Source organism: Pseudomonas thermotolerans DSM 14292, assembly GCF_000364625.1.
Taxonomy (GTDB): domain Bacteria; phylum Pseudomonadota; class Gammaproteobacteria; order Pseudomonadales; family Pseudomonadaceae; genus Aquipseudomonas; species Aquipseudomonas thermotolerans.
Genome location: NZ_KB822608.1, coordinates 130479 through 151416, shown reverse-complemented (window position 1 = coordinate 151416; position 20938 = coordinate 130479). Strand labels below are relative to the sequence as shown.

Here is a 20938-nt window from a genome sequence, read left to right as displayed (position 1 = left end):
CCTTCCTGGGCGCGGATGCAGCCGGCGAAGTAGCGGAAGTGGTCGGCGGCCAGCGGCACGTCGGCATTCAGGGTCTCGCGGACCGCCTTGCCGTTGTCCCAGGTCTCGGTGACGGCCAGCAGTTCCAGGTTCTGCTCGATGCGGTCGGCGATCTTCAGCAGGATGTTGGAACGTTCCTGCACCGAGGTGCGCCCCCAGGCATCGGCCGCGGCGTGGGCGGCGTCCAGGGCGCGCTCGATGTCGGCGGCGTCGGAACGGGGGAACTCGGCGATCACTTCGCCGTTCACCGGCGAGGTGTTGGTGAAGTACTGGCCATTCACCGGCGGGACGAACTCACCGCCGATGTAGTTGCCGTAGCGGGGCTTGAAGGAAACGATGGAGCCGGGCGTACCGGGTTGCGCGTAGATCATGGCGATGGCCTCTCTTGTAGGATCCCGCCCGGGTCGTGGGCAGGTATGGCCGCATATTTGCAGCCGCTCTGCCACGCGGGTATGCGCCCATGGCACAGATGGCCTCGTCATTTGGTAGTAGGCAAGGAGCGGCGGTGGAAGTCGTCGTCCTGGACGGGAAGAGGCGGAGCTGCAAGGCGTCCCGGCACTGGCTTTCGCCAACCGGGCACGAGGCCCGTTCCGGACACTGCCAAGGGCGAAGTCCCTGGCCTGAAACAGGCTGCCGACGACTGCGGAGTCGCCGGCAGCCGTGTCCAGCGAGCCTCACCAGGCGTCGCGCAGCAGGTCGTGGGAGTCGAGCAGGCGGTAGGCGATTTCCGGGTGCTTCTCCAGGCCGCGGCGGATGGCGGCGGGGATCGACTGACGGAGCTTGCGGCACAGCCCGGGCTGTTCCAGCACCTGGATGGCGATGCCGCGCATGCTGCGCACCTCGTTGTGGCCGGGGGCGATTTCCACACGCAGGCCGAGCAGTTCGTACATACGCTCCTGCATGTGCTGCAAGTCCTCCAGGCTGCGGATGTTCTCCAGACGGTCGAGCAGGCGCCGCTCCTCCTGGCGGGTCAGGCGTAGCACGCGCAGGTCCGCCCCCGGCGTTTCCAGCAGGCGATCGCGCTGGCAATCGCAGGCACCGGGCGGACAGGGGCTGCGGATCGGAAATGGCAGCGTCATGGCGCTGAACATAGCAGGCCGGCAGCACCGTTGCCCATGGCATTCGGGTCAACGACGGGGGACGCGGCAGCTGACTATGCTGCTCTGCCGGCGAGATATGCAGGCTATCCTGAGCAGGCCCCAGCAACCGGAGCATGTCCCGTGACCAAAGCCCCGCTCGCGATGATCGAGTCCGTCTCCCTGCCGGCCAGTGACGGCTACGTCCTGGCGGCCACCCGCTACGCCGCCCAGGGACACTTGGTGGGCAACCTGATCGTGGCCGCCGCCACCGGCGTACGGCAGCGCTTCTACCGGCGCTTCGCCGAGCACGCCAGCCGCCGCGGCTTCAATGTGCTGACCCTGGACTATCGCGGCCTCGGCGCCTCCGCGCCACCCAGCCTAAAAGGCTTCGAGATGCGCTTCGCCGACTGGGCGCGGCTGGACCTGGCCGCCGCGGTGGACTTCATGGCCGACGGCAGAGCCCCGCTGCTGTGGGTCGGCCACTCCTTCGGCGGCCAGGCCATCGGCCTGCTGCCCAACCACCACAAGCTCACCGCCGCCTGCTGCCTGGGCACCGGCGCCGGCTGGGCCGGCTGGATGCCCTGGCGGGAAGCCCTCAAGGTGCGCCTGATATGGTCCTGCGTGCTGCCGCTGGGGGTCTACCGGGACTGGCGGCGCTGGTGCTCCTACCCCCACTACTTCTTCGACGACCCGCAGATGCCGGAGCTCGCCTGCCGCTACGCCGAGGTGCGCCTGCCCTGCCTGTTCGCCAACGCCGTCGACGACCTCTGGGCGCCGCCGGCCTCGCGGGACGCCTTCATCCGGGGCTACCGCAACGCCACGGTGGAAACCCGCGAGCTGTCCGCCGGCAAGGACGAGCCGATCGGCCACATGGGCTACTTCCGCCCCTCGGCCACGGCGCTCTGGGACGAAATCCTCGACTGGCTCGCCCGCCACGCCGAGGCGGCCACGCGCCAGCCGCACTCCGGCACCGCCGGCAGCTGAGCGGTCGGCGACGCCCGAGCAGAGCAATAACAAGCAGAAGTCGCCCCATGAGCTCCACCCAGATCGACTCCGAAGCGGACGGCCCGCTCCGCATCATCCGCTGCAACCGCCCGAAGATGCGCAACCGCATCGGCCCCGCCACCCACCGGGAACTGCTCGAGGCCTGGACCCGCTTCCGCGAGCGCGATCACCCCGAGCGCCGCCGCGACGGCCCGCCGGCCACCCCGGTCTGGTCCGGGACTGAGGACAGGCCGCCGGAGCCATCCCGGGCTCCGGCACCGCCTCAGGCCACCGGGATGGCCGGATCGGCGGCAGCCAGCGCCACGGCCCGGTCCGCGGCCGGCGGGTAGATCCACTGGGTGTTGATCTGGCTCTTCAGCGCCTTGGCCTCGGCACCCACCAGCTTCTGCTGGCGATCCCAGCCCTCGGTGTACACCGCGCCCCAGGCGCCCAGGTCCAGGCAGGTGACGTACTTCGGCTGGCTGTAGGCTCGTGGCGCCACGCCGATCAGGTCGGCGGCGGCGTTGTTGCCGGCATGCCGGCCCAACGGAATGGCGTGCTGACAGGACATCACGCTGAAGTTGCCCAGCTCGTCGGTGGCGGCACGGGCGGTATCGCCGGCGGCATAAACGTCGGCCAGGCCGGCGACGCGCAGATGGTTGTCCACCTGCAAGCGCCCGGTAGCGTCCCGCGGCGCGGGAATCTGTTCGGTGAGGCCGCTGGCCCGGAAGCCGACGGTCCAGATCACCGTGCCGGCGTCGATGCGCTGGCCGTCATCCAGCACCACGCCCCGGGCGTCCACCGCCGCCACCGTGCGCCCCGGCCGCCACTCGACGCCCAGCTCGCGCGAGGCCTCGAGAATCGCCGGACGAATCCCCTCGCCCAGCGCCGCACCGACCTGCGCGCCGCGGTCGACCACCACCACCCGGACCCTGGCGCCATCGCCGAGGATCGCCCGCAGCCGGGCGGGCATCTCGGTAGCGGTCTCGATCCCGGTGAAGCCGCCGCCGGCCACCACCACGGTATTGCGCGCGACGGACTCCGGCTGCCCGCCCAGCCCGTGCAGGTGCCGTTCGAGCAGCGCGGCCTGCTCGATGCGGTCCACGTCGAAGGCGTGCTCGGCCAGCCCCGGAACCGGCGGCCGGAACAGCTGGCTGCCAGAGGCGAGCACCAGGCGGTCATAGCGCAGCCGGCCCTCGCCGCCCTCGGCCTTGCGGTAGACCACCTGCCGCCCCTCGGTATCGATGCTCAGCGCCAGGCCCTGCACGAAACGCACGCCGGTCGCCTCGAACAAATCCAGCAGCGGGGCGCGCATATTGTGTACGTCGGGCTCGTAGAAACGCGGGCGAATGTGCAACTCGGCCTGGGGCGCCAGCAGCGTCACCTGCACGTCGGCGCGTGCGTGCTGATCCAGCAGGCGCACCGCGCTCAGGGCGCTCCACAGCCCGGCGAAACCGGACCCGATGATCAGAATGTTCTTTTCCATTGATGGCTCCCGGCATGTCTGCCCGCTTCGGTTGAGAGAGTCATGCTAGGGCCGGAAGAAAGGCTCCACCTATGACAGATACCCCTGAATTACGGCCAGCCACGCCACGGACCGTGCTGTTCATCGCCTACCCGCAGGTGGGGCTGCTGGACCTGACCGGCGCCCAGACCGTGTTCTGGGCCGCCACCAAGGCCATGCGCGAGCGCAACAGGCCCGGCTACGAGCGGCTGACGGGCAGCCTGCGGGGCGGCCCGGTAGCGACGGTGGAAGGCCTGGCGGTGGAGACCCGGGCACTGTCGGACCTGGCGATGGATGCCGTCGACACCCTGATAGTGCCGGGCTCGCCGGACATCGAGCAGGTGGTGGAGACATCCGCCGAACTGATCCACTGGATCGCCGACAACGCCCGGCGGGTGCGACGCGTCGCCTCGGTGTGCAGCGGCACCTTCCTGCTCGCCGAGGCCGGCCTGCTGGAAGGCCGGCGTGCGGCCACCCACTGGGCCATGTGCGACCGCCTGGAGCGGCGCTTTCCCTCCATCGAGGTGGACAATGACGCGATCTTCGTCCAACACGAAAGCGTCTGGACCTCGGCCGGAGTCAGCGCCGGCATCGACCTCGCCCTGGCGCTGGTGGAGGCCGACTGCGGCCGGGAGGTGGCCATGCAGGTAGCGCGGGAGCTGGTGGTGTTCCTCAAGCGCCCGGGCGGACAGACGCAGTTCAGCGAACTGCTGCGCGCCCAGAGCCACGACACGCCGGTGTTCGACGAGCTGCACCGCTGGCTCGCCAACAACCTCGACCTGCCCAACCTCGGCGTGGAAGCCCTGGCCGAACGCTGTCACATGAGCCCCCGGCACTTCTCCCGCCTCTACAAGCAGAAGACCGGCCGCTCCCCCGCCAAGGCCGTGGAAATCTTCCGCCTCGAAGCCGCCCGCCGCCTGCTGGAAGACTCCACCTACAACATCGACCAGATCGCTAGGCAATGCGGCTTCGGCGAGGAAGAACGCATGCGCGCCACCTTCCAGCGCCATCTGGCCATTTCGCCGCGGGACTATCGGAAGCGGTTTTCGCGCTAGATACCGAATGCCAGGGAGAATGCTGCAGGCAAGGCCGAGAACTCTCCGGACCTCTCATAGGGCCCGGAGATTTGAGATCGCGTCAGTCGCGATACTGGAGTCCGACACGGAACCGGCAGTTGCGCCGTTCGATGCTGCCCTCCTTGAGCGGCCAACATGCCCGGACCTTCATGCTGGGCGTCTGCTCGACAATGGTGACCCGAACCTTGCCGGCCGGCTTCTCCGTCTCCACTGGCTTGTAGCCTTCCCGCAGGCTGACCACATTGTCGGCCCCTCTGGGGAGGTAGTTCTGATCGTTGAAAACGGTTTGCCTGGTCGTTGGCGCAGCTGAAACAGCTGGCTGGTCAGACTGCCAAACCAGGGACACAGCCTCTCGCCGGACCTGCTCTACGCTCCTGCCCCTATCACTCCAGGGAGCGGCCTCCGGCCGAGCACGGCTGATCTGGGCAACGGGAGCCGCTTGCGGCTGGTGCCTGCTTTGGGCCAGAGGCCTGGTGCTGGACTGCTTGAAAGCCTGTCCCGCCATGTTCAGCGCCACCATGCTGGCCAAGACACCAATCATCACGCCAACTGCGAGTCCCGGATTGCCGCCCTTGCGGGCACGCCGAGTGATCCATTCCGGGGCGTCGGGCCTGTCAGCCTTCATCCTTGAAACTCCTGTGCTTTCGGGCGCAATGGCACTTAGCTACTGGCTTTTCGGTTGCCATAATTCCTTCGATAACAGACATGCCCAAAAGCAAAAGCCCCTGAAACTCTAAGAATTTCAGGGGCTTAGGCTAACAGTATGGCGGGAAGATAGGGATTTGAACCCTAGGTACCCTTGCGGATACAACGGATTTCGAATCCGTCCCGTTCGACCACTCCGGCATCTTCCCGAGGCGGCGCGCATGATAGCAGCTCGGAGCGCTTTGGCGAAGCCTCGGCGCAGATTTTTTGTCTGCTATCAGGCGTTTGCGCTTACCGGGTGAGGCGGGTCAGGGCCTCGCGGTACTTGTCGGCGGTCTTCTCGGCCACCTCGGCGGGCACCCTGGGGGCCGGCGGCTGCTTGTTCCAGCCGGTGGATTCCAGCCAGTCGCGCACGTACTGCTTATCGAAGCTCGGCGGGTTGCTCCCTTCCTGGTAGCTGTCGGCCGGCCAGAAACGGCTGGAGTCGGGGGTCAGCACCTCGTCCATCAGGGTCAGGGTGCCGTCCTCGTCGAGGCCGAACTCGAACTTGGTGTCGGCGATGATGATGCCGCGGGTGGCGGCGTACTCGGCGGCCGCGCTGTACAGGGCGATGGCGGTGTCGCGGACCTTGGCAGCCAGCTCCTTGCCGATGATCTCCTCGCAGCGTTCGAAGGTGATGTTCTCGTCATGGTCGCCGACGGCGGCCTTGGTCGAGGGGGTGAAGATCGGCGCCGGCAGCCTGGAGGCCTCCTGCAGGCCGGCCGGCAGCGGGATGCCACAGACGGTGCCCTGCTTCTGGTATTCCTTCCAGCCCGAGCCGGCCAGGTAGCCGCGCACGATGGCTTCCACCGGCAGCGGCTTGAGGCGCTTGGCGACCACCGCTCGGCCCTCCACCAAGGGCAGCTCGGCGGCCGGCACCACGTCTTCCACCTTGTCGCCGGTGAAGTGGTTGGGGACGATGCCGGCCAGCTTGTCGAACCAGAAGTTGGAGATGGCGGTGAGGATCTTGCCCTTCTCCGGGATGGGGTCATCGAGGATGACGTCGAACGCCGACAGGCGGTCACTGGCCACCATCAGCATGCGCTTGGCGTCGATTTCGTAGAGGTCGCGAACTTTGCCCGAGTAGATCTTCTTCAGGCTCAGGGTGCTGGGAGTGGTCATGTCGGATTTTCCGCCTGTGGAAAAAGGAAACGGGCGAAACCCGGAAGGTTTCGCCCATCGTGCTTCGGTACCGCCCTGGCCTGGCTAGCCGAGGTGCTCCTGGATGAGGGAGAGCACGCGGCGCGCCACGTCGGCCGGGGCCACGGTGTTGAGGTCCTTCTCGACGGTGACCTGGACGCTGTTGCCGATGGGGGTCAGGCGCACCTGGTAGCGTTCGGCGCGGGCCTCGCGCTCTTCGTCGCTGGGCTTGCTGCCGAACAGACGCGACCAGAAGCCGGACTCCTCGTCGTCCTGTTTCGCGCCTTCGGCCAGGTTGATGTAGTACAGGCCGAGGGAGCGGTTGAGGTCGTCGATCCGCACGTTGCCACTGTCCAGGGAGCGGCCGACACTCGACCAGGCACGGTCGAAGTCGGTGTCCAGGGTCAGCACCGGGTTGCCGCTGCCGTCCTCGCTGAGGCTCACGCGGCTCGGCGCGTCGAAGTCGCGGGCGGCGAGCAGGGACACCGAGCCGCCCTGCTCGACGCGGCGTGCCAGGTTGGCGAGCAGCTCGTCGAGCAGCGCGCCATCTAGGCTGGGATTGGTGGACTGGGCCGGGAAGACCACATCGGCGCTGCTGCCGGCAGGGCGTTCGGCGCTGACCACGAATATCTCGCTGGTGTTGCGCTGCACGCCCGGCTCGATGCGTACCCGCACGCGGGTCTCGGCGCGTGGATCGACGCCGCTGACGCGGCTGCCCAGGCGCCGTGCCATGGTTGCCGAGAGCTCGTCGAAGCGCTGCCAGGCGGTGCTGAACTCGCCGGTCTGCGGGCGCTCATCGGAGATGCGGAAGCCGTTGTCCTCGAAGAACTGGCGGGCCATCGGCCAAACCTCGGCCGGGGTGCGCTGGGCCACCAGCCAGCGCGAGTCGCCGCTCTTCTGCAGGCTGAATTCGCTGGTCTCGCCGCGCACCGACAGCGGCTGCGGACGCGGCACCTCATACTTGCCGGAAGCGGTGGTGTCGGCCACGTGGCGCGGGATCGGCAGCAGCGGGTCGAGCTGCTTGGGCCGGTCGGCGCTCGGCGGCAGTTGCATGGGCGCGGTCTGCCGGTCATTCAAGTAGTCGCTGCCACGGTCGCGGAAGTAGCCCTCGTCGCCCCACAGCCAGCCGCAGCCGCTGGTGCTGGAGATGGCCAGGGCCAGTGCGGAAAGTCCGACCAGTCGCTTCATGCGTTGTGTTTCCTCGAAGAATTAGGCCAGCACGCCGGTCTGGCGCATGGCCTGACGCAGCGGTTCGTGGCAGCGCGGGCTGAGCCAGGTGAGCGGCAGGCGGATGCCTTCCTGCATCAGGCCCATTTCCACCAGCGCCCACTTCACCGGAATCGGGTTGGATTCGATGAACAGGTTCTTGTGCAGCGGCATCAGGCGGTCGTTGATCGCCCGGGACTTGGCGGCATCGCCGGCCAGCGCTGCGGCGCACATCTCGCTGACGGCGCGGGGGGCGACGTTGGCGGTCACCGAGATGTTGCCCTTGCCGCCGAGCAGGATCAGTTCCACGGCGGTCGGGTCGTCGCCGGAGTAAACCAGGAAGTCCTTGCTCACGCGGTCGAGGATCTCCTGGGCACGCTGCAGGTCGCCGGTGGCTTCCTTGATGCCGATGATGTTGTCGATCTTCGACAGGCGCTCGACGGTCTCCGGCAGCATGTCGCAGGCGGTGCGCGACGGCACGTTGTAGAGGATCTGTGGGATCGCCACGGCTTCGGCGATGTGGCGGAAGTGCTGGTAGAGGCCTTCCTGGGTCGGCTTGTTGTAATAGGGCGTCACCAGCAGACAGGCGTCGGCGCCGGCGGCCTTGGCGTTCTCGGTGAGCTCCACCGCCTCGCGGGTGGAGTTGGCACCGGTACCAGCGATCACCGGAATGCGCCCGTTCACCTGGTCGACTACTCGGCGGATCACCTCGATGTGCTCGGCTACGTCGAGGGTCGCCGACTCACCGGTGGTGCCGACCGCAACGATGGCATTGGTGCCCTCTTGGAGGTGGAAGTCCACCAGCTTGCTCAGGGCGTCCCAGTCCAGCCGTCCCTGTGCGTCCATAGGCGTTACCAGCGCCACGATGCTGCCCGCGATCATGCAACCACTCCTGCCGGAAAAAAGAGAGCCGTAATGGTACTGGTGCCACCTGCCTTGCACAAGCGAGGCGCAGGCCCTCAGGCATTCCCCTGGGCGGCAGTTTTCGCTACCCTTCCCGCTTTGATCGACGGCCCGTCCGCCGACCCCATCGCTTTAGGAATGCTGCATGTCCACCCCCCCCGTCCGTGAACAATTCCTCGTCATCAGCGTGCTCGGTGCCAAGCCCATGGTGCTGACCAACGTACTGTCTCGTGCCTGCCTCGAGAGCCGCTGCGCGGTGACCAGTACCCGCCTGACCCGGCACGGCGAACTGAGCGCGCTGGTCCTGCAGGTTTCGGGCAACTGGGACGCGCTAGCCCGTCTGGAATCCAACCTCCCGGTCCTCGCCAAGCGCCATGCCTTCCAGTACAACATGGTGCGCGGGTCGGCCGCGGACGTCCGCCCCAACGCCCTGCCCTACGTGGCCTACGTCAGCGCTGCCTACCGCCCGGACATCCTCAGCGAGCTGTGCCAGTTCTTCATCGACCACAACGTCGAGCTGGAGAACCTCACCTGCGATACCTACCAGGCCCCGCAGACCGGCGGCACCATGCTCAACGCCACCCTGACCGTGACCCTGCCGCCGGGCACGCAGATCAGCTGGCTGCGCGACCAGTTCCTCGATTTCGCCGATGCCCTGAACCTGGACGCGCTGATCGAACCCTGGCGCCCGCAGTCGCCCGCCTGACCCGCACAAGGAGATCGACCATGGCCGTCACCCTCGATGCCGCCGTCCCGGACTTCCAGGCCCAGGCCACCAGTGGCCGGCAGTTCTCCCTGGCCGACCTCAGGGGCCAGCAGGTGGTGCTGTACTTCTACCCGAAGGACAACACCCCCGGCTGCACCAGCGAGGGCTTGGACTTCAGCCGCCACCACGCCGAGTTCCTGACCGCCAACACCCAGGTGTTCGGCGTGTCCCGCGACAGCCTGAAGTCCCACGAGAACTTCAAGTGCAAGCAGGAATTCCCCTTCGAGCTGATCTCCGACCCCGACGAGACGCTCTGCAGACTGTTCGACGTGATCAAGCTGAAGAAGCTCTACGGCAAGGAGTACATGGGCATCGAGCGCAGCACCTTCCTGATCGACAGGGATGGCGTGCTGCGTCGCGAATGGCGCGGGGTCAAGGTGCCCGGACACGTCGCCGAAGTGCTAGCTGCCGCACAGGCGCTGAACCGCGGCTGAGCATGAGCGCAGACGCAACGAAGGCCGCAGATGCGGCCTTCGTCATTTGTAGGCTGATCACTCAGGCCTTGCGCAGCCAGTAGCGGAACACCCCGTCCTCGCTCTCCTCGAGCAGCAGGCGGTGCCCCGCCAGACTGGCGAAGGCGCGGAAGTCACGCTGCGAGCCGGCATCGGTGGCGGTCACCTTGAGCACCGCGCCGCTGGGCAGGCGGTTCAGTTCCAGCTTGGCCTTGAGCAGCGGCAGCGGACATTTCAGGCCGCTGGCGTCCAGCTCGGCATCGCAGGCTATCGGTTGCTGTGCGTTGGTCATCGTTCTCTCCAGGCCGGGTGGCTAGGATAGCGCACAACCCTGGCCAGTTGGCCAAGGGGGCGGCTACAGTAAGGCATTTTCCCGCTACGAGCCCCGTGCATGAAGCTACTGCGCCCTTCCCTCCTGACGCTCGCCTGCCTACTCGCGTCTCCCCTTCCGGCCAGCGACCTACCGGCGCTCGGCGATGCCAGCTCCGCCATCGTTTCCCCGGAACAGGAACACCAGCTCGGTCGAGCCTGGCTCAGCCTGCTGCGCGGCCAAGTCAGCCAGCTGCGTGATCCGCAGCTGAAGGACTACGTGGAGACCAGTGTCTATCGCCTGGTGGAGACCAGCCAACTGCAGGACCGGCGCCTGGAGTTCGTCTACATCAACAGCCCGCAGCTCAACGCCTTCGCCGCACCGGGCGGCATCATCGGGGTCAACGGCGGCATCTTCCTCTACGCGCAGAGCGAGGCCGAGTACGCCTCGGTGATGGCACACGAACTGGCGCACCTCTCGCAACGCCACTTCGCCCGAGGTCTGGAAGCCCAGCAGCGCATGCAGATCCCGGTGATGGCCGCCATGCTCGCCGGTATCGTCGCCGCCGCTGCCGGTGCCGGAGATGCCGGCATCGCCGCCATCGCCTCCACCCAGGCGGCGGCCATCCAGGAACAGCGGCGCTTCTCCCGGCAGAACGAGCAGGAAGCCGACCGCATCGGCCTCCTCAACCTGGAGAAGGCCGGCTACGATCCGCGTGCCATGCCGCGCATGTTCGAGCGCCTGATGCGCCAGTACCGCTACGACGCCAAGCCGCCGGAATTCCTGCTCACCCACCCGGTCACCGAGTCGCGTATCGCCGACACCCGCAACCGCGCCGAGCAGTTCCCCGGCAGGGGCCGCGAAAACAGCCTGAGCTACGAACTGCTGCGCGCCCGCATGATGCTCCACTACGAGGAGACTCCGGGAGTCTCGGCCAAGCGCTTCCGCGCCATGCTCGACGAGGTCCCGCAGAACCCCGCGGCGCGCTACGGCCTGGTGCTAGCCCTCGGCAAGGGCGGTCGGGTCAGCGAGGCGCAGGAGACCCTGAAGCCGCTGCTCGACAAGGAGCCGAACAGCATTCCCTACAACCTCGCCCAGATCGAACTGGACATGGTCGGCAACCGCCTGGACGCGGCCGAGAGCCGTCTGCAGCGCCTGCTCAGCCAGTTCCCCGACAACTATCCGCTCAAGCAGGCACGGGTCGAATTGCTGCTCAAGCAGGGGCGCTACGCCGAGGCGGAAAAGGCCCTCGACGACATTCTGCGCAGCCGTCCCGGCGATCCGGACATCTGGTACCAGGCGGCGGAAACCCGCGGCCAGTCCGGCAACATCGTCGGCCTACACCAGGCCCGCGCCGAATACTTCGCCCTGGTGGGCGACTACGACCAGGCCATCGAGCAGCTGGACTTCGCCAAGCGCCGCAGCAACGGCAACTTCCAGCTGGCCGCGCGGATCGACGCACGCCAGCGGGAAATGCGCGAGCGGCAGAAGATGGTCAAGGAAATGATGCGCTGAACAAGCGGCGCAGAAACGTCAAAGGCCTGGCCCCTCATGGGACCAGGCCTTTTCTGTGGCCGCGGACGGATCAGGCGTTGCCGGCCAGCCTCAGACGCGCGGCATGGGTGAAGTCAAGCATGCGGCGCAGCGGCTTCATCGCCCTGGGGATGAGCGCCGGGTCGACGAAGATCTCGTTGCTACCCTCACGCAGGCACTGCAGGGTGCGCTCCAGGGTATTCATGGCCATCCACGGACAGTGCGCGCAGCTGCGGCAGGTTGCACCGTTACCGGCGGTTGGCGCCTCGATGAAGGTCTTGTCCGGGCACAGCTGCTGCATCTTGTAGAAGATGCCGCGATCGGTGGCGACGATGAAGGTCGAATTCGGCAGGGTCTGCGCGGCCTTGATCAGTTGACTGGTGGAACCCACCGCGTCGGCCAGCTCGATTACCGTCTCCGGCGACTCCGGGTGGACCAGCACCGCGGCGTCCGGATAGAGGGCCTTGAGATCCTCGAGCTGCTTGGCCTTGAACTCCTCGTGGACGATGCAGGCACCGTCCCAAAGCAGCATGTCGGCACCGGTCTCGCGCTGGATGTAGCGCCCCAGGTGGCGGTCCGGCGCCCAGATGATCTTCTCGCCGTTGTCCATCAGGCTCTCGACGATCTCCAGGGCGCAGCTGGAGGTCACCACCCAGTCGGCACGCGCCTTCACCGCCGCCGAGGTGTTCGCGTAGACCACCACGGTGCGCTCCGGATGCTGGTCGCAGAAGGCCGAGAACTCCTCGATCGGGCAGCCCAGGTCGAGCGAGCAGGTCGCCTCCAGGGTCGGCATCAGCACGCGCTTCTCGGGGTTGAGGATCTTTGCGGTCTCGCCCATGAACCTGACCCCGGCCACCACCACGGTCCTGGCCGGATGCTGGTTGCCGAAGCGGGCCATCTCCAGGGAGTCGGAAACGCAGCCGCCGGTTTCCTCGGCGAGCGCCTGCAGCACCGGATCGCAGTAGTAGTGCGCTACCAAGACGGCATCCTGCTTCTTCAGCTCCGCGGCGATCTCACGGCGATAGAAGGCCTCCTGCTCGGGGGTCAGCGGCACCGGCCGCTTGGCCTCGAGATGGGCCTGGACCAGCAGGCGTTCGGGGATCTGGGTCATGTCATCAGGCTCTGAATGGGTTCAGTTCCACGATTATACGCCGCTGCGGCCGGACCCCAACGCTGCCGGCAGCGTGCAGCGGCGCAAACGAAAAAGCCCGCCACCTCCAGGTTGCGGGCTTTTCAGGTCTGCCTGCCGCAGGCGGCATAGCATCGAATGATGGTGGGTCGTGTAGGGGTCGAACCTACGACCAATTGGTTAAAAGCCAACTGCTCTACCACTGAGCTAACGACCCGACGGCTGTGCATGATACTGATTTATTTCGGAATTTCAATAGCATGCAGAAAAAATTTCAGCGGTAGCGGGTCGGGTCGGTCACCCCGGCCGCGGCGAACCCGGCAGCGCGCAGCCGGCAGCTATCGCACCTGCCACAGGCCCGGCCGTCGTCGTCCGCCTGGTAGCAGGACACGGTCAGCCCGTAGTCCACGCCGTGGCGTACCCCGGCCTGAATGATCTGGGCCTTGCTGAGGTGCTGCAGCGGCGCCTGAATGCGGAAATGGTCGCCCTCCACGCCAGCCTTGGTGGCCAGGTTGGCCATGCGCTCGAAGGCGGCGACGAATTCCGGGCGGCAGTCCGGGTAACCCGAGTAGTCCACCGCGTTGACTCCGATGAAGATGTCCCGTGCGCCGAGCACTTCCGCCCAGCCAAGGGCCAGGGCCAGGAACACGGTGTTACGCGCCGGCACGTAGGTCACCGGGATGCCCTGGGTCGGGCTTTCCGGCACGGCGATAGAGGCGTCGGTCAGGGCCGAGCCACCCATGCCGTCGAGGTTCAGGCCGATCACCTTGTGCTCCACCGCGCCCAGCTGCTGCGCCACCCGCTCGGCGGCCTGTAGCTCGGCGCGATGCCGCTGCCCGTAGTCGAAGCTCATGGTGTAGCAGGCATAGCCCTGGGCTTTGGCCAGCGCCAGCACGGTGGCCGAATCCAGGCCACCGGACAACAGAATCACCGCTCTCTTCTTCTCAACCATCTTCAGTGTCCCGGTTCGTCGTTCCAGAGAATCTTGTGCAATTGCAGCTGCAAGCGCACCGGCAGGTTGTCCCCGATGATCCATTCGGCCAGCGCGCGCGCATCGATTTGGCCGTGACTGGGCGAGAACAGCACTTCGCCGGCTCGCTCGGCCAGCCGGTACTGGAGGAGCTGGCTCACCGCCCAGTCGTAGTCTTCGCGGGAGCAGATGACGAACTTCACCTGGTCATTGGGCGTCAGCTCGGCGAGGTTTGCGTAGCGGTTGCGTGCCACTTCCCCCGAGCCCGGAGTCTTGAGATCGACCACCCGACTGACCCGGCGATCCACCGGGGCAATATCCAGCGCGCCGCTGGTCTCCAGGGACACCTGGTAGCCGGCGTCGCAGAGCCGGGCGAGCAGGGGAAGACAATTGGGCTGGGCGAGCGGTTCGCCACCGGTGACGCAGACGTAGCGCGGCCGGTAGCTCGCCACGCGGTCGAGGATGGCCTCGAGGCTCATCAGCTGTCCGCCACTGAAGGCGTAGGCGGTATCGCAGTACTGACAGCGCAGGGGACAGCCGGTCAGGCGCACGAACACCGTCGGCAATCCCGAGGTGCGCGTCTCCCCCTGCAGCGAGTAGAAGATCTCGGTAATTCGCAGGGTCTTGTGCATATCAGCCACGGGCGCGACAGCGAAACAGGCCATCCGCCTCCGTTGCAGGAAAGGAGCCGGGGATTCTAAACGAAAAAACCCGCGCCGAGCGCGGGTTTCTGGTGCCGGTGCGGCGCCTCAGAGACGCTGCAGGTCGCGCTGCGCCAGCTGAGCGGCAGAGCTGCCGGGATACTGGGCGATGACCTGCTGGAGAATGCCCTTGGCCTTCTCGGTATTGCCTAGGCGCTGCTCCACGTCGGCCAGCTTGTACAGGGAGTCCGGCACCTTGGCGTGCTGCGGATAGAGCTGGCTGACCTTGGCGAAGGCCTGCCCGGCGGCCTGCAGATCGCCCTGCGCCAGGCTCACCTCGCCCAGCCAGTACTGGGCGTTGCCGGCGTACTGGCTGTTCGGGTACTTGCGCAGGAAGGCATTGAAGGCCTGGCTGGCCTTGTCGAAGTCGCGGGCCTTGATCAGGTCGAAGGCGGCGTCGTAGTAGAGCTTTTCCTTCGCCGGATCGGCCGGCTCAGCGCTGGCGGCCTGTTGGCCGGCCGGCGGTGTGGGAATCTGGTTGGCGTTGATCGCGCCAGCGGGGAAATTCTGCTGGGCGGCAGCGCCGGCGGCGGCACCGCTCGACAGTCGGCTGTCGATGTCCTGATAGCGTTCGAGGCTTTCCTGCTTGAGACGCTGAATCTCGTTCTGCTGCTCCTCGAGCATGCCGCGCAGGCGGGAAACCTCTTCCTGCAACTGTTGCAGCTGCATGAACAGCTCGCCCTGTGCCGAGGTCGGGGTGACCACCCCGCCCCCGGCATAGGCGCCACCGCTGCTGTAACCGACCGCCGGATAGGTGCTGCCGGCATAACCGGTGCTGCCATCGACCACGGGAACTTCCGCCCAGGCCGCCACGGGCAGACCGAGCGCGAGAACGGTTAGAGCACGGCGGATACGCATGGCGAATTACTTACGCAGTTCGACGCGACGGTTCTGAGCCCAGGACTGCTCGTCGCTGCCGGTGGCAACCGGACGCTCTTCGCCGTAGGAAACGATTTCCAGCTGAGCCGGGGAGACGCCCTGCAGGACCAGGTAGCGCTGCACGGCCTTGGCGCGACGCTCGCCCAGCGCCATGTTGTACTCGCGGGTGCCGCGCTCGTCGGTGTGGCCTTCCAGGACGACGCGAGCGCCGTTGGCACGCAGGTCCTTGGCGTGAACGTCCAGAGCGCGCATGGCTTCCGGCTTCAGGTCGGAGCTGTCGTACTCGAAGTAGAAGGTAGTGATAGCGCGCAGAGCGGCTTCTTCGCTCAGGCTGCCATCGATGCCGCTAGCGGAACCGTTGTAACCGGCGTTCGGGTCGACAGCACCTTCGCCAGCAGCGTCGCCGCCTTTGGAGGAACAACCGACAGCAACGGCAAGAGCCAGGCTCAGAGCAGCGAACTTACCGAATTTGAGCATTTCCATCATCAAACTCCTAATGAACCCCATGTGTGGTAAAGCAATTTCAGAGAGAAAGACCGCGTCAGTTCAGGTAGGGGGACCAGGAAGGCTCTCGGACGTCGCCTTGAGCGGTTGGAATCGGGAGCCTCACGCGTCCGTTGGTGGACACGAGCATCAAGACTCCCCGGCCCTGCTGGCGGGTGGCGTAGATTAGCATGGTGCCGTTGGGCGCGACAGTGGGAGAGTCGTCCAGGCTGGTCTCGGAAAGGATCCGCAGGTTGCCACGCTGCAGGTCCTGAGCGGCGACCTTGAAGTTGGTATAGCCATCCTGACGGTGGATCATCACCAGGGTCTTTTCGTCGGCGGAGAGCTTCGGGTTGGCGTTGTAGTTGCCGACGAAGGTTACGCGCTGCGGCTCACCGCCACCGATCCGGGTCTTATAGATCTGCGGGCGGCCGGCACGGTCCGAGGTGAAGTACAGGGTCTGCCCGTCGGCCCCCCAGAACGGCTCGGTGTCGATCGAGAAGTGGTTGGTGACGCGCTGCAGCTGCTTGCTGTTCAGGTCCATCACATAGATTTCCGGGTTGCCGTCCTTGGACAGCACAAAGGCCAGGCGATTGCCGTCCGGCGAGAAGGCCGGAGCGCCGTTGAGGCCCTCGAAGTTGGTGATCTGCTCGCGGCGGCCGGTATCAATGTGCTGGATGAAGATGCGCGGACGCTTCTGCTCGAACGACACGTAGGCAATGCGGCGGCCATCCGGCGCATAGCGCGGCGAGAGGATCGGCTCGCGGGACTGCAGCAGGGTCACCGCGCGGGCGCCGTCGTAGTCGGCACGCTGCAGGGTGTAGCGGGTGTTGTTCACCGAGAAGCGCTCGGCGGTCACGTACAGCAGGCGGGTCGAGAAGGCGCCCTGGATGCCGGTGAGCTTCTGGAACGCCTGGTCGGACACGTAGTGGGCCATGTCGCGCAGTTGGTCGGTGCCGCCGCTGACGCTGCCGGTCATCACCTGCTGCTCGGTGGCCACGTTGAACAGAGCAAACTGTACCTGTAGGCGACCGCCGGCTGGCACTATGTTGCCGATCAGCAGGTACTGGGCACCGAGGGCCTTCCAGTCACGGTAGATGACCTCGCTGGCCTGGGTCGGCAGGCTGATCATGTTCTGCCGTGGGATCGGCTCGAAGAAGCCGGAGTTGCGCAGGTCGTTGCCGACGATGGTGGCCATGTCTTCGGGCAGCACGGTGCCGCCCTGCCAACCGAAAGGCACCACGGCGATGGGGGTGGCACGGTCGGCGCCGTGGGAAATCACCAGCGGATCGGCGGCCTGCACGCTGCCGGCCAGCATGATCAGGCCGAGCAGGACTATTCGAATCAGGGTGTTCACAGAGATCAATCCTCCGGTTTGAAGATCACGCGGCGCTGCCTGTACATGCGGTCGAAGGTAGCGCGGTCCAATTGTTGCATTTCGGGAATGCGGCCGACGTTGCGTACCGCGGCCACCGCGGAAGCGTCGAAGGGACCGTCACCACTGGAGCGGGACACGCTGGCGTTGGTGATGGTGCCGTCCGGCAGCATCTGGATCAGCAGCTCGACGCTCATACCCCGACGGGCCGACAGCGGCCGCTGCCAGTTTTCAGTGATCAGCTTGACGATCAGGTCGTCGAGGTTGCCTGCCACCTGGTCGCCATGGGTCTCGGCCAGGGCCTGCTGACGCTCGACGCTGTCCGACAGCAGCTCGGCCAGGGCCGCGGCCTTCTGATCCTCGGCGGCCTTGCGCTTGGCTTCCTCGGCCGCCTTCTTCTTCGCAGCCTCGGCAGCCGCTTTCTTCCTGGCCTCCTCGGCGGCCTTCTTCTTCGCTGCTTCGGCGGCCGCCTTCTTCTTGGCCTCTTCCTCCGCCTTCTTCTTCGCTGCTTCGGCAGCGGCCTTCTTCTTCGCCTCTTCCTCGGCCTTCTTCTTGGCGATTTCCGCCTGGCGCTTCTGCTCAGCGGCCTTGCGCTCGGCCTCGGCCTTCTTGGCTGCCGCCTCGGCTTCGGCCTTGGCCTTGGCCGCCCTGGCAGCCTCCTCGGCCTTTCGAGCCTCCTCGGCGCGTTTTTGTTCCGCGGCCTTGGCGGCGGCCATCCGCTGTTCCTCGGCCTTCTTCTGCTCCAGACGCTCGGTCTCGTACTGCGGCGCGGCACTCCTCTTGGCCTCGCCGGCGACCTTCTCGGTGGTCTGAGTGGTGGCCTGGCTCTGCGACTTGAGCTGGTAAAGGGTCGCCTGCACCACCGGACGGGCCGGCGGCAGTTCCGGCGCGAAGGCGAAGCTGATGAACAGCATGGCGAACATCAGGGCATGCAGCCCCACGGCCCAGACCACGGGCCAGAAGTAGCTCTCCGACGGCGAACGCTCTGGTTGGTGCATCAGGGCGCCTCGGTGATCAGCCCGACATTGCCGACATCGGCTTGCTGCAGACCGCCCATGGCAGCCATCACGGTGCCATAGTCCACCGCCTTGTCGCCACGCACGAAGACCTGCACCTGCTTACCCTGGCGACGGTTCTCGGCGATGATTGCGGTCACCGCCTGGGTCATCTGCTCCAGGGTGGAGGCACGCTCCTGCTCGGTGTCGATATCCACCTCGCTGCCCATGTTCCAGTAGTAGGTCTTGTCGGCCTTGATGGAGATGGTCAGCACCTGGGCGTTGTTGTCCTGCGGCAGCACGTCGCTGCTGACCTTGGGCAGGTCCACCTTGACCCCCTGGTTGAGCATCGGCGCGGTGACCATGAAGATGACCAGCAGCACCAACATCACGTCGATGTAGGGCACCACGTTCATCTCGGCGACCGGCTTGCGTCTGTTGCGAATTCTCGCCATGGCTTGGAACCTGTCCGCTTATTCGTCCGAGGTGTGCACCTTGCGGTGGAGGATCGCCTGGAACTCGTCGGCGAAGGTGTAGTAGCGGCCGATCAGCAGCTCGCCGCGGGCGGAGAAGCGGTTGTAGGCGATCACCGCCGGAATCGCGGCGAACAGGCCGATGGCGGTGGCGATCAGCGCCTCGGCGATGCCCGGCGCCACCGTAGCCAGGGTGGCCTGCTGGACCTGCGCCAGGCCGCGGAAGGAGTTCATGATACCCCAGACGGTACCGAAGAGGCCGACGTAGGGACTGGTGGAACCGACGGTGGCAAGGAACGGCAGGGCGGTCTCCAGCTTCTCCTCCTCACGGGAGATGGCCACTCGCATGGCGCGGGCCACGCCGTCCATCACCGCATCCGGGTCGACCCCGGGCTGCTGGCGCAGGCGGGAGAACTCCTTGAAGCCGGCGCGGAAGATCTGCTCCAGGCCGGAGTCCGGGTCGGGGTTGCTGCCCACCTGGCGGTACAGCTTGGACAGGTCGATACCGGACCAGAAACGGTCCTCGAAGTTGTCTAGGGCTCGCTTGGCCGCGCGCAGCGCGTTGCTGCGCTGGAAGATCAGCACCCAGGACACCACCGAGGCGCTCACCAGGGTGAGCATCACCAGCTGCACCACGAAGCTGGCGTTGCTGATCAGGCTCCACATCGACATATGGTCAACGGCGTTGGCTTCCACGCTTACTCTCCTGCTTCAAATGACCCGGACCGCCGGGACTCGGTGAAGGCCTCGCGCAGCGCCGGCGGGATGGCCCGGGGTTTCAAATTGTCGGCGCCCACACAGGCGACCAGGAACTGCCCCTCGCAGAGCAGCACGTCATCCGCGGCCCGCCTGACCTGTTGACGAAAGCGCAGGCTGGCACGGTTCAACTCGACCACATCGGCGCTTACCAGCAGCTCGTCGTCCAGGCGCGCCGGGGCGTGGTAGCGCGCCTCGGCGGAATGCACAACGAACAGCAGACCCTCACCGGCCAGTGCTGACTGGGCATAACCCAGGTCGCGCAACCGTTCGGTGCGAGCCCGTTCCATGAATTTGAGGTAATTGACGTAGTAGACGATGCCGCCGGCATCGGTGTCCTCATAGTAGACCCGACAGCGATGGACGAACGGCTGGACTCTGCTTTGTGCGCGCATACTCTAGTGCGCCCCCCCCGACTTGCCAATCCGGCCAAAGAACAATTTTCCGCTCATTCGTCCCCCGGGGCGAAGAGATCCGGGGTGGATATCTCACCGAGCCGCCGTGGCGTCTCCAGGCCGAAGTGCAGGTAGGCGTGGCGGGTCACCACCCTGCCCCGCGGCGTGCGCATGATGTAGCCCTGCTGGATCAGATAGGGCTCGAGCACGTCCTCAATGGTGTGACGCTCCTCGCTGATCGCCGCGGCCAAGCTGTCAATGCCCACCGGGCCGCCGTCGAACTTCTCGATCATGGTCAGCAGCAGGCGGCGGTCCTGGTGGTCGAAGCCGCGCTCGTCGATGTCCAGCAGGTTGAGCGCCTGGTCGGCGGTGGCGCGAGTGATCACCCCCTGGGTACGCACCTCGGCGAAATCCCGCACGCGACGCAGCAGGCGGTTGGCGATGCGTGGTGTGCCGCGGGCGCGACGGGCGATCTCCAGGGCGCCCTCGGGCTCCAGGGTCAGGCCGAGGATCCCCGCCGAGCGGCGCACGATGGTGGCCAGGTCCTCGTTGCTGTAGAACTCCAGACGCTGGACGATGCCGAAACGGTCGCGCAGCGGGTTGGTCAGCATGCCGGCGCGGGTGGTGGCGCCGATCAGGGTGAAGGGCGGCAGGTCGAGCTTGATGGAGCGCGCCGCCGGGCCTTCGCCGATCATGATGTCCAGCTGGAAGTCCTCCATGGCCGGGTAGAGCACTTCCTCGACCACCGGCGAGAGGCGGTGGATCTCGTCGATGAACAGCACGTCGCCGGGCTCCAGGTTGGTGAGCATCGCGGCGAGATCGCCGGGGCGCTCCAGCACCGGGCCGGAGGTGCTCTTGATGGACACCCCCATCTCCTGGGCGATGATGTTCGCCAGGGTGGTCTTGCCCAGACCCGGCGGTCCGAAGATCAGGGTGTGGTCGAGGGCCTCGCCGCGGCCCTTGGCGGCGCGGATGAACAGATCCATCTGCTCGCGCACGGCCGGCTGGCCGATGTACTCGGCCAGGCGCAGCGGGCGGATGGCCCGGTCCAGCTGTTCTTCACGGTCACGCCCGGCGGCGCTTATCAGGCGGTCGGCTTCGATCAT

At 66.5% G+C, this 20938-nt stretch carries 24 protein-coding genes and 2 tRNA genes; 5 read left to right on the top strand and 21 right to left on the bottom strand.

Annotated features, from left to right (window positions below; translation table 11 throughout):
* Both H165_RS0109795 and H165_RS0109790 read right to left on the bottom strand, forming a co-directional pair.
* On the bottom strand, positions 1-410 hold a 410-nt coding region (locus tag H165_RS0109795), incomplete at its 3' end, for an aldehyde dehydrogenase family protein (RefSeq protein WP_026146520.1).
* Between the two features lie 303 nt (positions 411-713).
* Positions 714-1118 carry a hypothetical protein gene (locus H165_RS0109790; protein WP_197020046.1) on the bottom strand — a complete coding sequence of 135 codons (405 nt, stop codon included), beginning with the start codon at positions 1116-1118 and terminating at the stop codon, positions 714-716.
* A gap of 162 nt (positions 1119-1280) precedes the next feature.
* Here H165_RS0109790 and H165_RS0109785 point away from each other — a divergent pair, with 162 nt between their 5' ends.
* Positions 1281-2102, top strand: coding sequence for an alpha/beta hydrolase family protein (locus tag H165_RS0109785; RefSeq protein WP_040640615.1), 822 nt, complete (start codon positions 1281-1283; stop codon positions 2100-2102).
* Positions 2103-2385: 283 nt separating this feature from the next.
* Here the strand turns inward: H165_RS0109785 and H165_RS0109775 are convergent, their stop codons facing one another.
* Positions 2386-3588 carry an NAD(P)/FAD-dependent oxidoreductase gene (locus H165_RS0109775; protein ID WP_017938752.1) on the bottom strand — a complete coding sequence of 401 codons (1203 nt, stop codon included), beginning with the start codon at positions 3586-3588 and terminating at the stop codon, positions 2386-2388.
* Between the two features lie 71 nt (positions 3589-3659).
* On the opposite strand from H165_RS0109775, the gene H165_RS0109770 reads away from it, so the two are divergent.
* On the top strand, positions 3660-4661 hold the full coding sequence (locus H165_RS0109770) for a GlxA family transcriptional regulator (RefSeq protein ID WP_026146518.1): 1002 nt from the start codon (positions 3660-3662) through the stop codon (positions 4659-4661).
* A gap of 82 nt (positions 4662-4743) precedes the next feature.
* On the opposite strand, the gene H165_RS18500 is transcribed toward H165_RS0109770, so the two are convergent.
* The 5 genes from H165_RS18500 to dapA all read right to left on the bottom strand — a co-directional run bounded on the left by H165_RS18500 (position 4744) and on the right by dapA (position 8594).
* The gene (locus H165_RS18500) at positions 4744-5307 is read right to left on the bottom strand and encodes a hypothetical protein (RefSeq protein ID WP_017938750.1); all 564 of its coding nucleotides are present in this window, start codon (positions 5305-5307) and stop codon (positions 4744-4746) included.
* 139 nt (positions 5308-5446) lie between these two features.
* Positions 5447-5536, bottom strand: a tRNA-Ser gene (locus tag H165_RS0109755).
* A gap of 82 nt (positions 5537-5618) precedes the next feature.
* Positions 5619-6488 carry a phosphoribosylaminoimidazolesuccinocarboxamide synthase gene (locus H165_RS0109750; protein WP_017938749.1) on the bottom strand — a complete coding sequence of 290 codons (870 nt, stop codon included), beginning with the start codon at positions 6486-6488 and terminating at the stop codon, positions 5619-5621.
* 84 nt (positions 6489-6572) lie between these two features.
* Positions 6573-7694, bottom strand: coding sequence for an outer membrane protein assembly factor BamC (gene bamC, locus H165_RS0109745; RefSeq protein WP_017938748.1), 1122 nt, complete (start codon positions 7692-7694; stop codon positions 6573-6575).
* A 21-nt stretch (positions 7695-7715) separates the two neighbouring features.
* Positions 7716-8594 (bottom strand): 4-hydroxy-tetrahydrodipicolinate synthase, encoded by an 879-nt coding sequence (dapA, locus tag H165_RS0109740; protein ID WP_017938747.1) that lies wholly within the window; start codon positions 8592-8594, stop codon positions 7716-7718.
* A 166-nt stretch (positions 8595-8760) separates the two neighbouring features.
* Here dapA and H165_RS0109735 point away from each other — a divergent pair, with 166 nt between their 5' ends.
* Both H165_RS0109735 and H165_RS0109730 read left to right on the top strand, forming a co-directional pair.
* A complete protein-coding gene (locus H165_RS0109735) occupies positions 8761-9321 on the top strand; it encodes a glycine cleavage system transcriptional repressor (RefSeq protein ID WP_017938746.1) in 561 nt (186 codons plus the stop codon).
* A 20-nt stretch (positions 9322-9341) separates the two neighbouring features.
* Positions 9342-9815: a peroxiredoxin gene (locus H165_RS0109730; RefSeq protein WP_017938745.1), complete on the top strand. Its 474-nt coding sequence runs from the start codon at positions 9342-9344 to the stop codon at positions 9813-9815.
* Between the two features lie 61 nt (positions 9816-9876).
* Here the strand turns inward: H165_RS0109730 and H165_RS0109725 are convergent, their stop codons facing one another.
* Positions 9877-10125, bottom strand: coding sequence for a sulfurtransferase TusA family protein (locus H165_RS0109725; RefSeq protein WP_017938744.1), 249 nt, complete (start codon positions 10123-10125; stop codon positions 9877-9879).
* A gap of 99 nt (positions 10126-10224) precedes the next feature.
* Here H165_RS0109725 and H165_RS0109720 point away from each other — a divergent pair, with 99 nt between their 5' ends.
* On the top strand, positions 10225-11658 hold the full coding sequence (locus tag H165_RS0109720) for a M48 family metalloprotease (protein ID WP_017938743.1): 1434 nt from the start codon (positions 10225-10227) through the stop codon (positions 11656-11658).
* Positions 11659-11728: 70 nt separating this feature from the next.
* Here H165_RS0109720 and nadA read toward each other — a convergent pair whose 3' ends face one another.
* From nadA to ruvB, 12 genes are all read right to left on the bottom strand, one after another.
* Positions 11729-12787 (bottom strand): quinolinate synthase NadA, encoded by a 1059-nt coding sequence (gene nadA / locus H165_RS0109715; protein WP_017938742.1) that lies wholly within the window; start codon positions 12785-12787, stop codon positions 11729-11731.
* 160 nt (positions 12788-12947) lie between these two features.
* Positions 12948-13022, bottom strand: a tRNA-Lys gene (locus tag H165_RS0109710).
* Between the two features lie 57 nt (positions 13023-13079).
* Positions 13080-13757 (bottom strand): 7-cyano-7-deazaguanine synthase QueC, encoded by a 678-nt coding sequence (gene queC, locus H165_RS0109705; RefSeq protein ID WP_017938741.1) that lies wholly within the window; start codon positions 13755-13757, stop codon positions 13080-13082.
* Positions 13758-13759: 2 nt separating this feature from the next.
* On the bottom strand, positions 13760-14407 hold the full coding sequence (gene queE / locus H165_RS0109700) for a 7-carboxy-7-deazaguanine synthase QueE (protein ID WP_017938740.1): 648 nt from the start codon (positions 14405-14407) through the stop codon (positions 13760-13762).
* A gap of 117 nt (positions 14408-14524) precedes the next feature.
* Entirely contained in the window at positions 14525-15334 is an 810-nt protein-coding gene (gene ybgF, locus H165_RS0109695) for a tol-pal system protein YbgF (RefSeq protein ID WP_026146516.1), read from the bottom strand.
* A gap of 6 nt (positions 15335-15340) precedes the next feature.
* Complete coding sequence (gene pal, locus H165_RS0109690) at positions 15341-15838, bottom strand: peptidoglycan-associated lipoprotein Pal (RefSeq protein WP_017938738.1); 498 nt, start codon at positions 15836-15838, stop codon at positions 15341-15343.
* 58 nt (positions 15839-15896) lie between these two features.
* Positions 15897-17195 carry a Tol-Pal system beta propeller repeat protein TolB gene (gene tolB, locus H165_RS0109685; protein WP_017938737.1) on the bottom strand — a complete coding sequence of 433 codons (1299 nt, stop codon included), beginning with the start codon at positions 17193-17195 and terminating at the stop codon, positions 15897-15899.
* A 5-nt stretch (positions 17196-17200) separates the two neighbouring features.
* Entirely contained in the window at positions 17201-18211 is a 1011-nt protein-coding gene (gene tolA / locus H165_RS0109680) for a cell envelope integrity protein TolA (protein WP_017938736.1), read from the bottom strand.
* Positions 18211-18663: a protein TolR gene (tolR, locus tag H165_RS0109675; RefSeq protein WP_026146515.1), complete on the bottom strand. Its 453-nt coding sequence runs from the start codon at positions 18661-18663 to the stop codon at positions 18211-18213. Before tolR ends, tolA begins: the two co-directional genes overlap by 1 nt.
* A gap of 18 nt (positions 18664-18681) precedes the next feature.
* Positions 18682-19377 carry a protein TolQ gene (gene tolQ / locus H165_RS0109670; RefSeq protein ID WP_026146514.1) on the bottom strand — a complete coding sequence of 232 codons (696 nt, stop codon included), beginning with the start codon at positions 19375-19377 and terminating at the stop codon, positions 18682-18684.
* Between the two features lie 2 nt (positions 19378-19379).
* Positions 19380-19832: a tol-pal system-associated acyl-CoA thioesterase gene (ybgC, locus tag H165_RS0109665; RefSeq protein WP_017938733.1), complete on the bottom strand. Its 453-nt coding sequence runs from the start codon at positions 19830-19832 to the stop codon at positions 19380-19382.
* A 53-nt stretch (positions 19833-19885) separates the two neighbouring features.
* Complete coding sequence (gene ruvB / locus H165_RS0109660) at positions 19886-20938, bottom strand: Holliday junction branch migration DNA helicase RuvB (protein ID WP_017938732.1); 1053 nt, start codon at positions 20936-20938, stop codon at positions 19886-19888.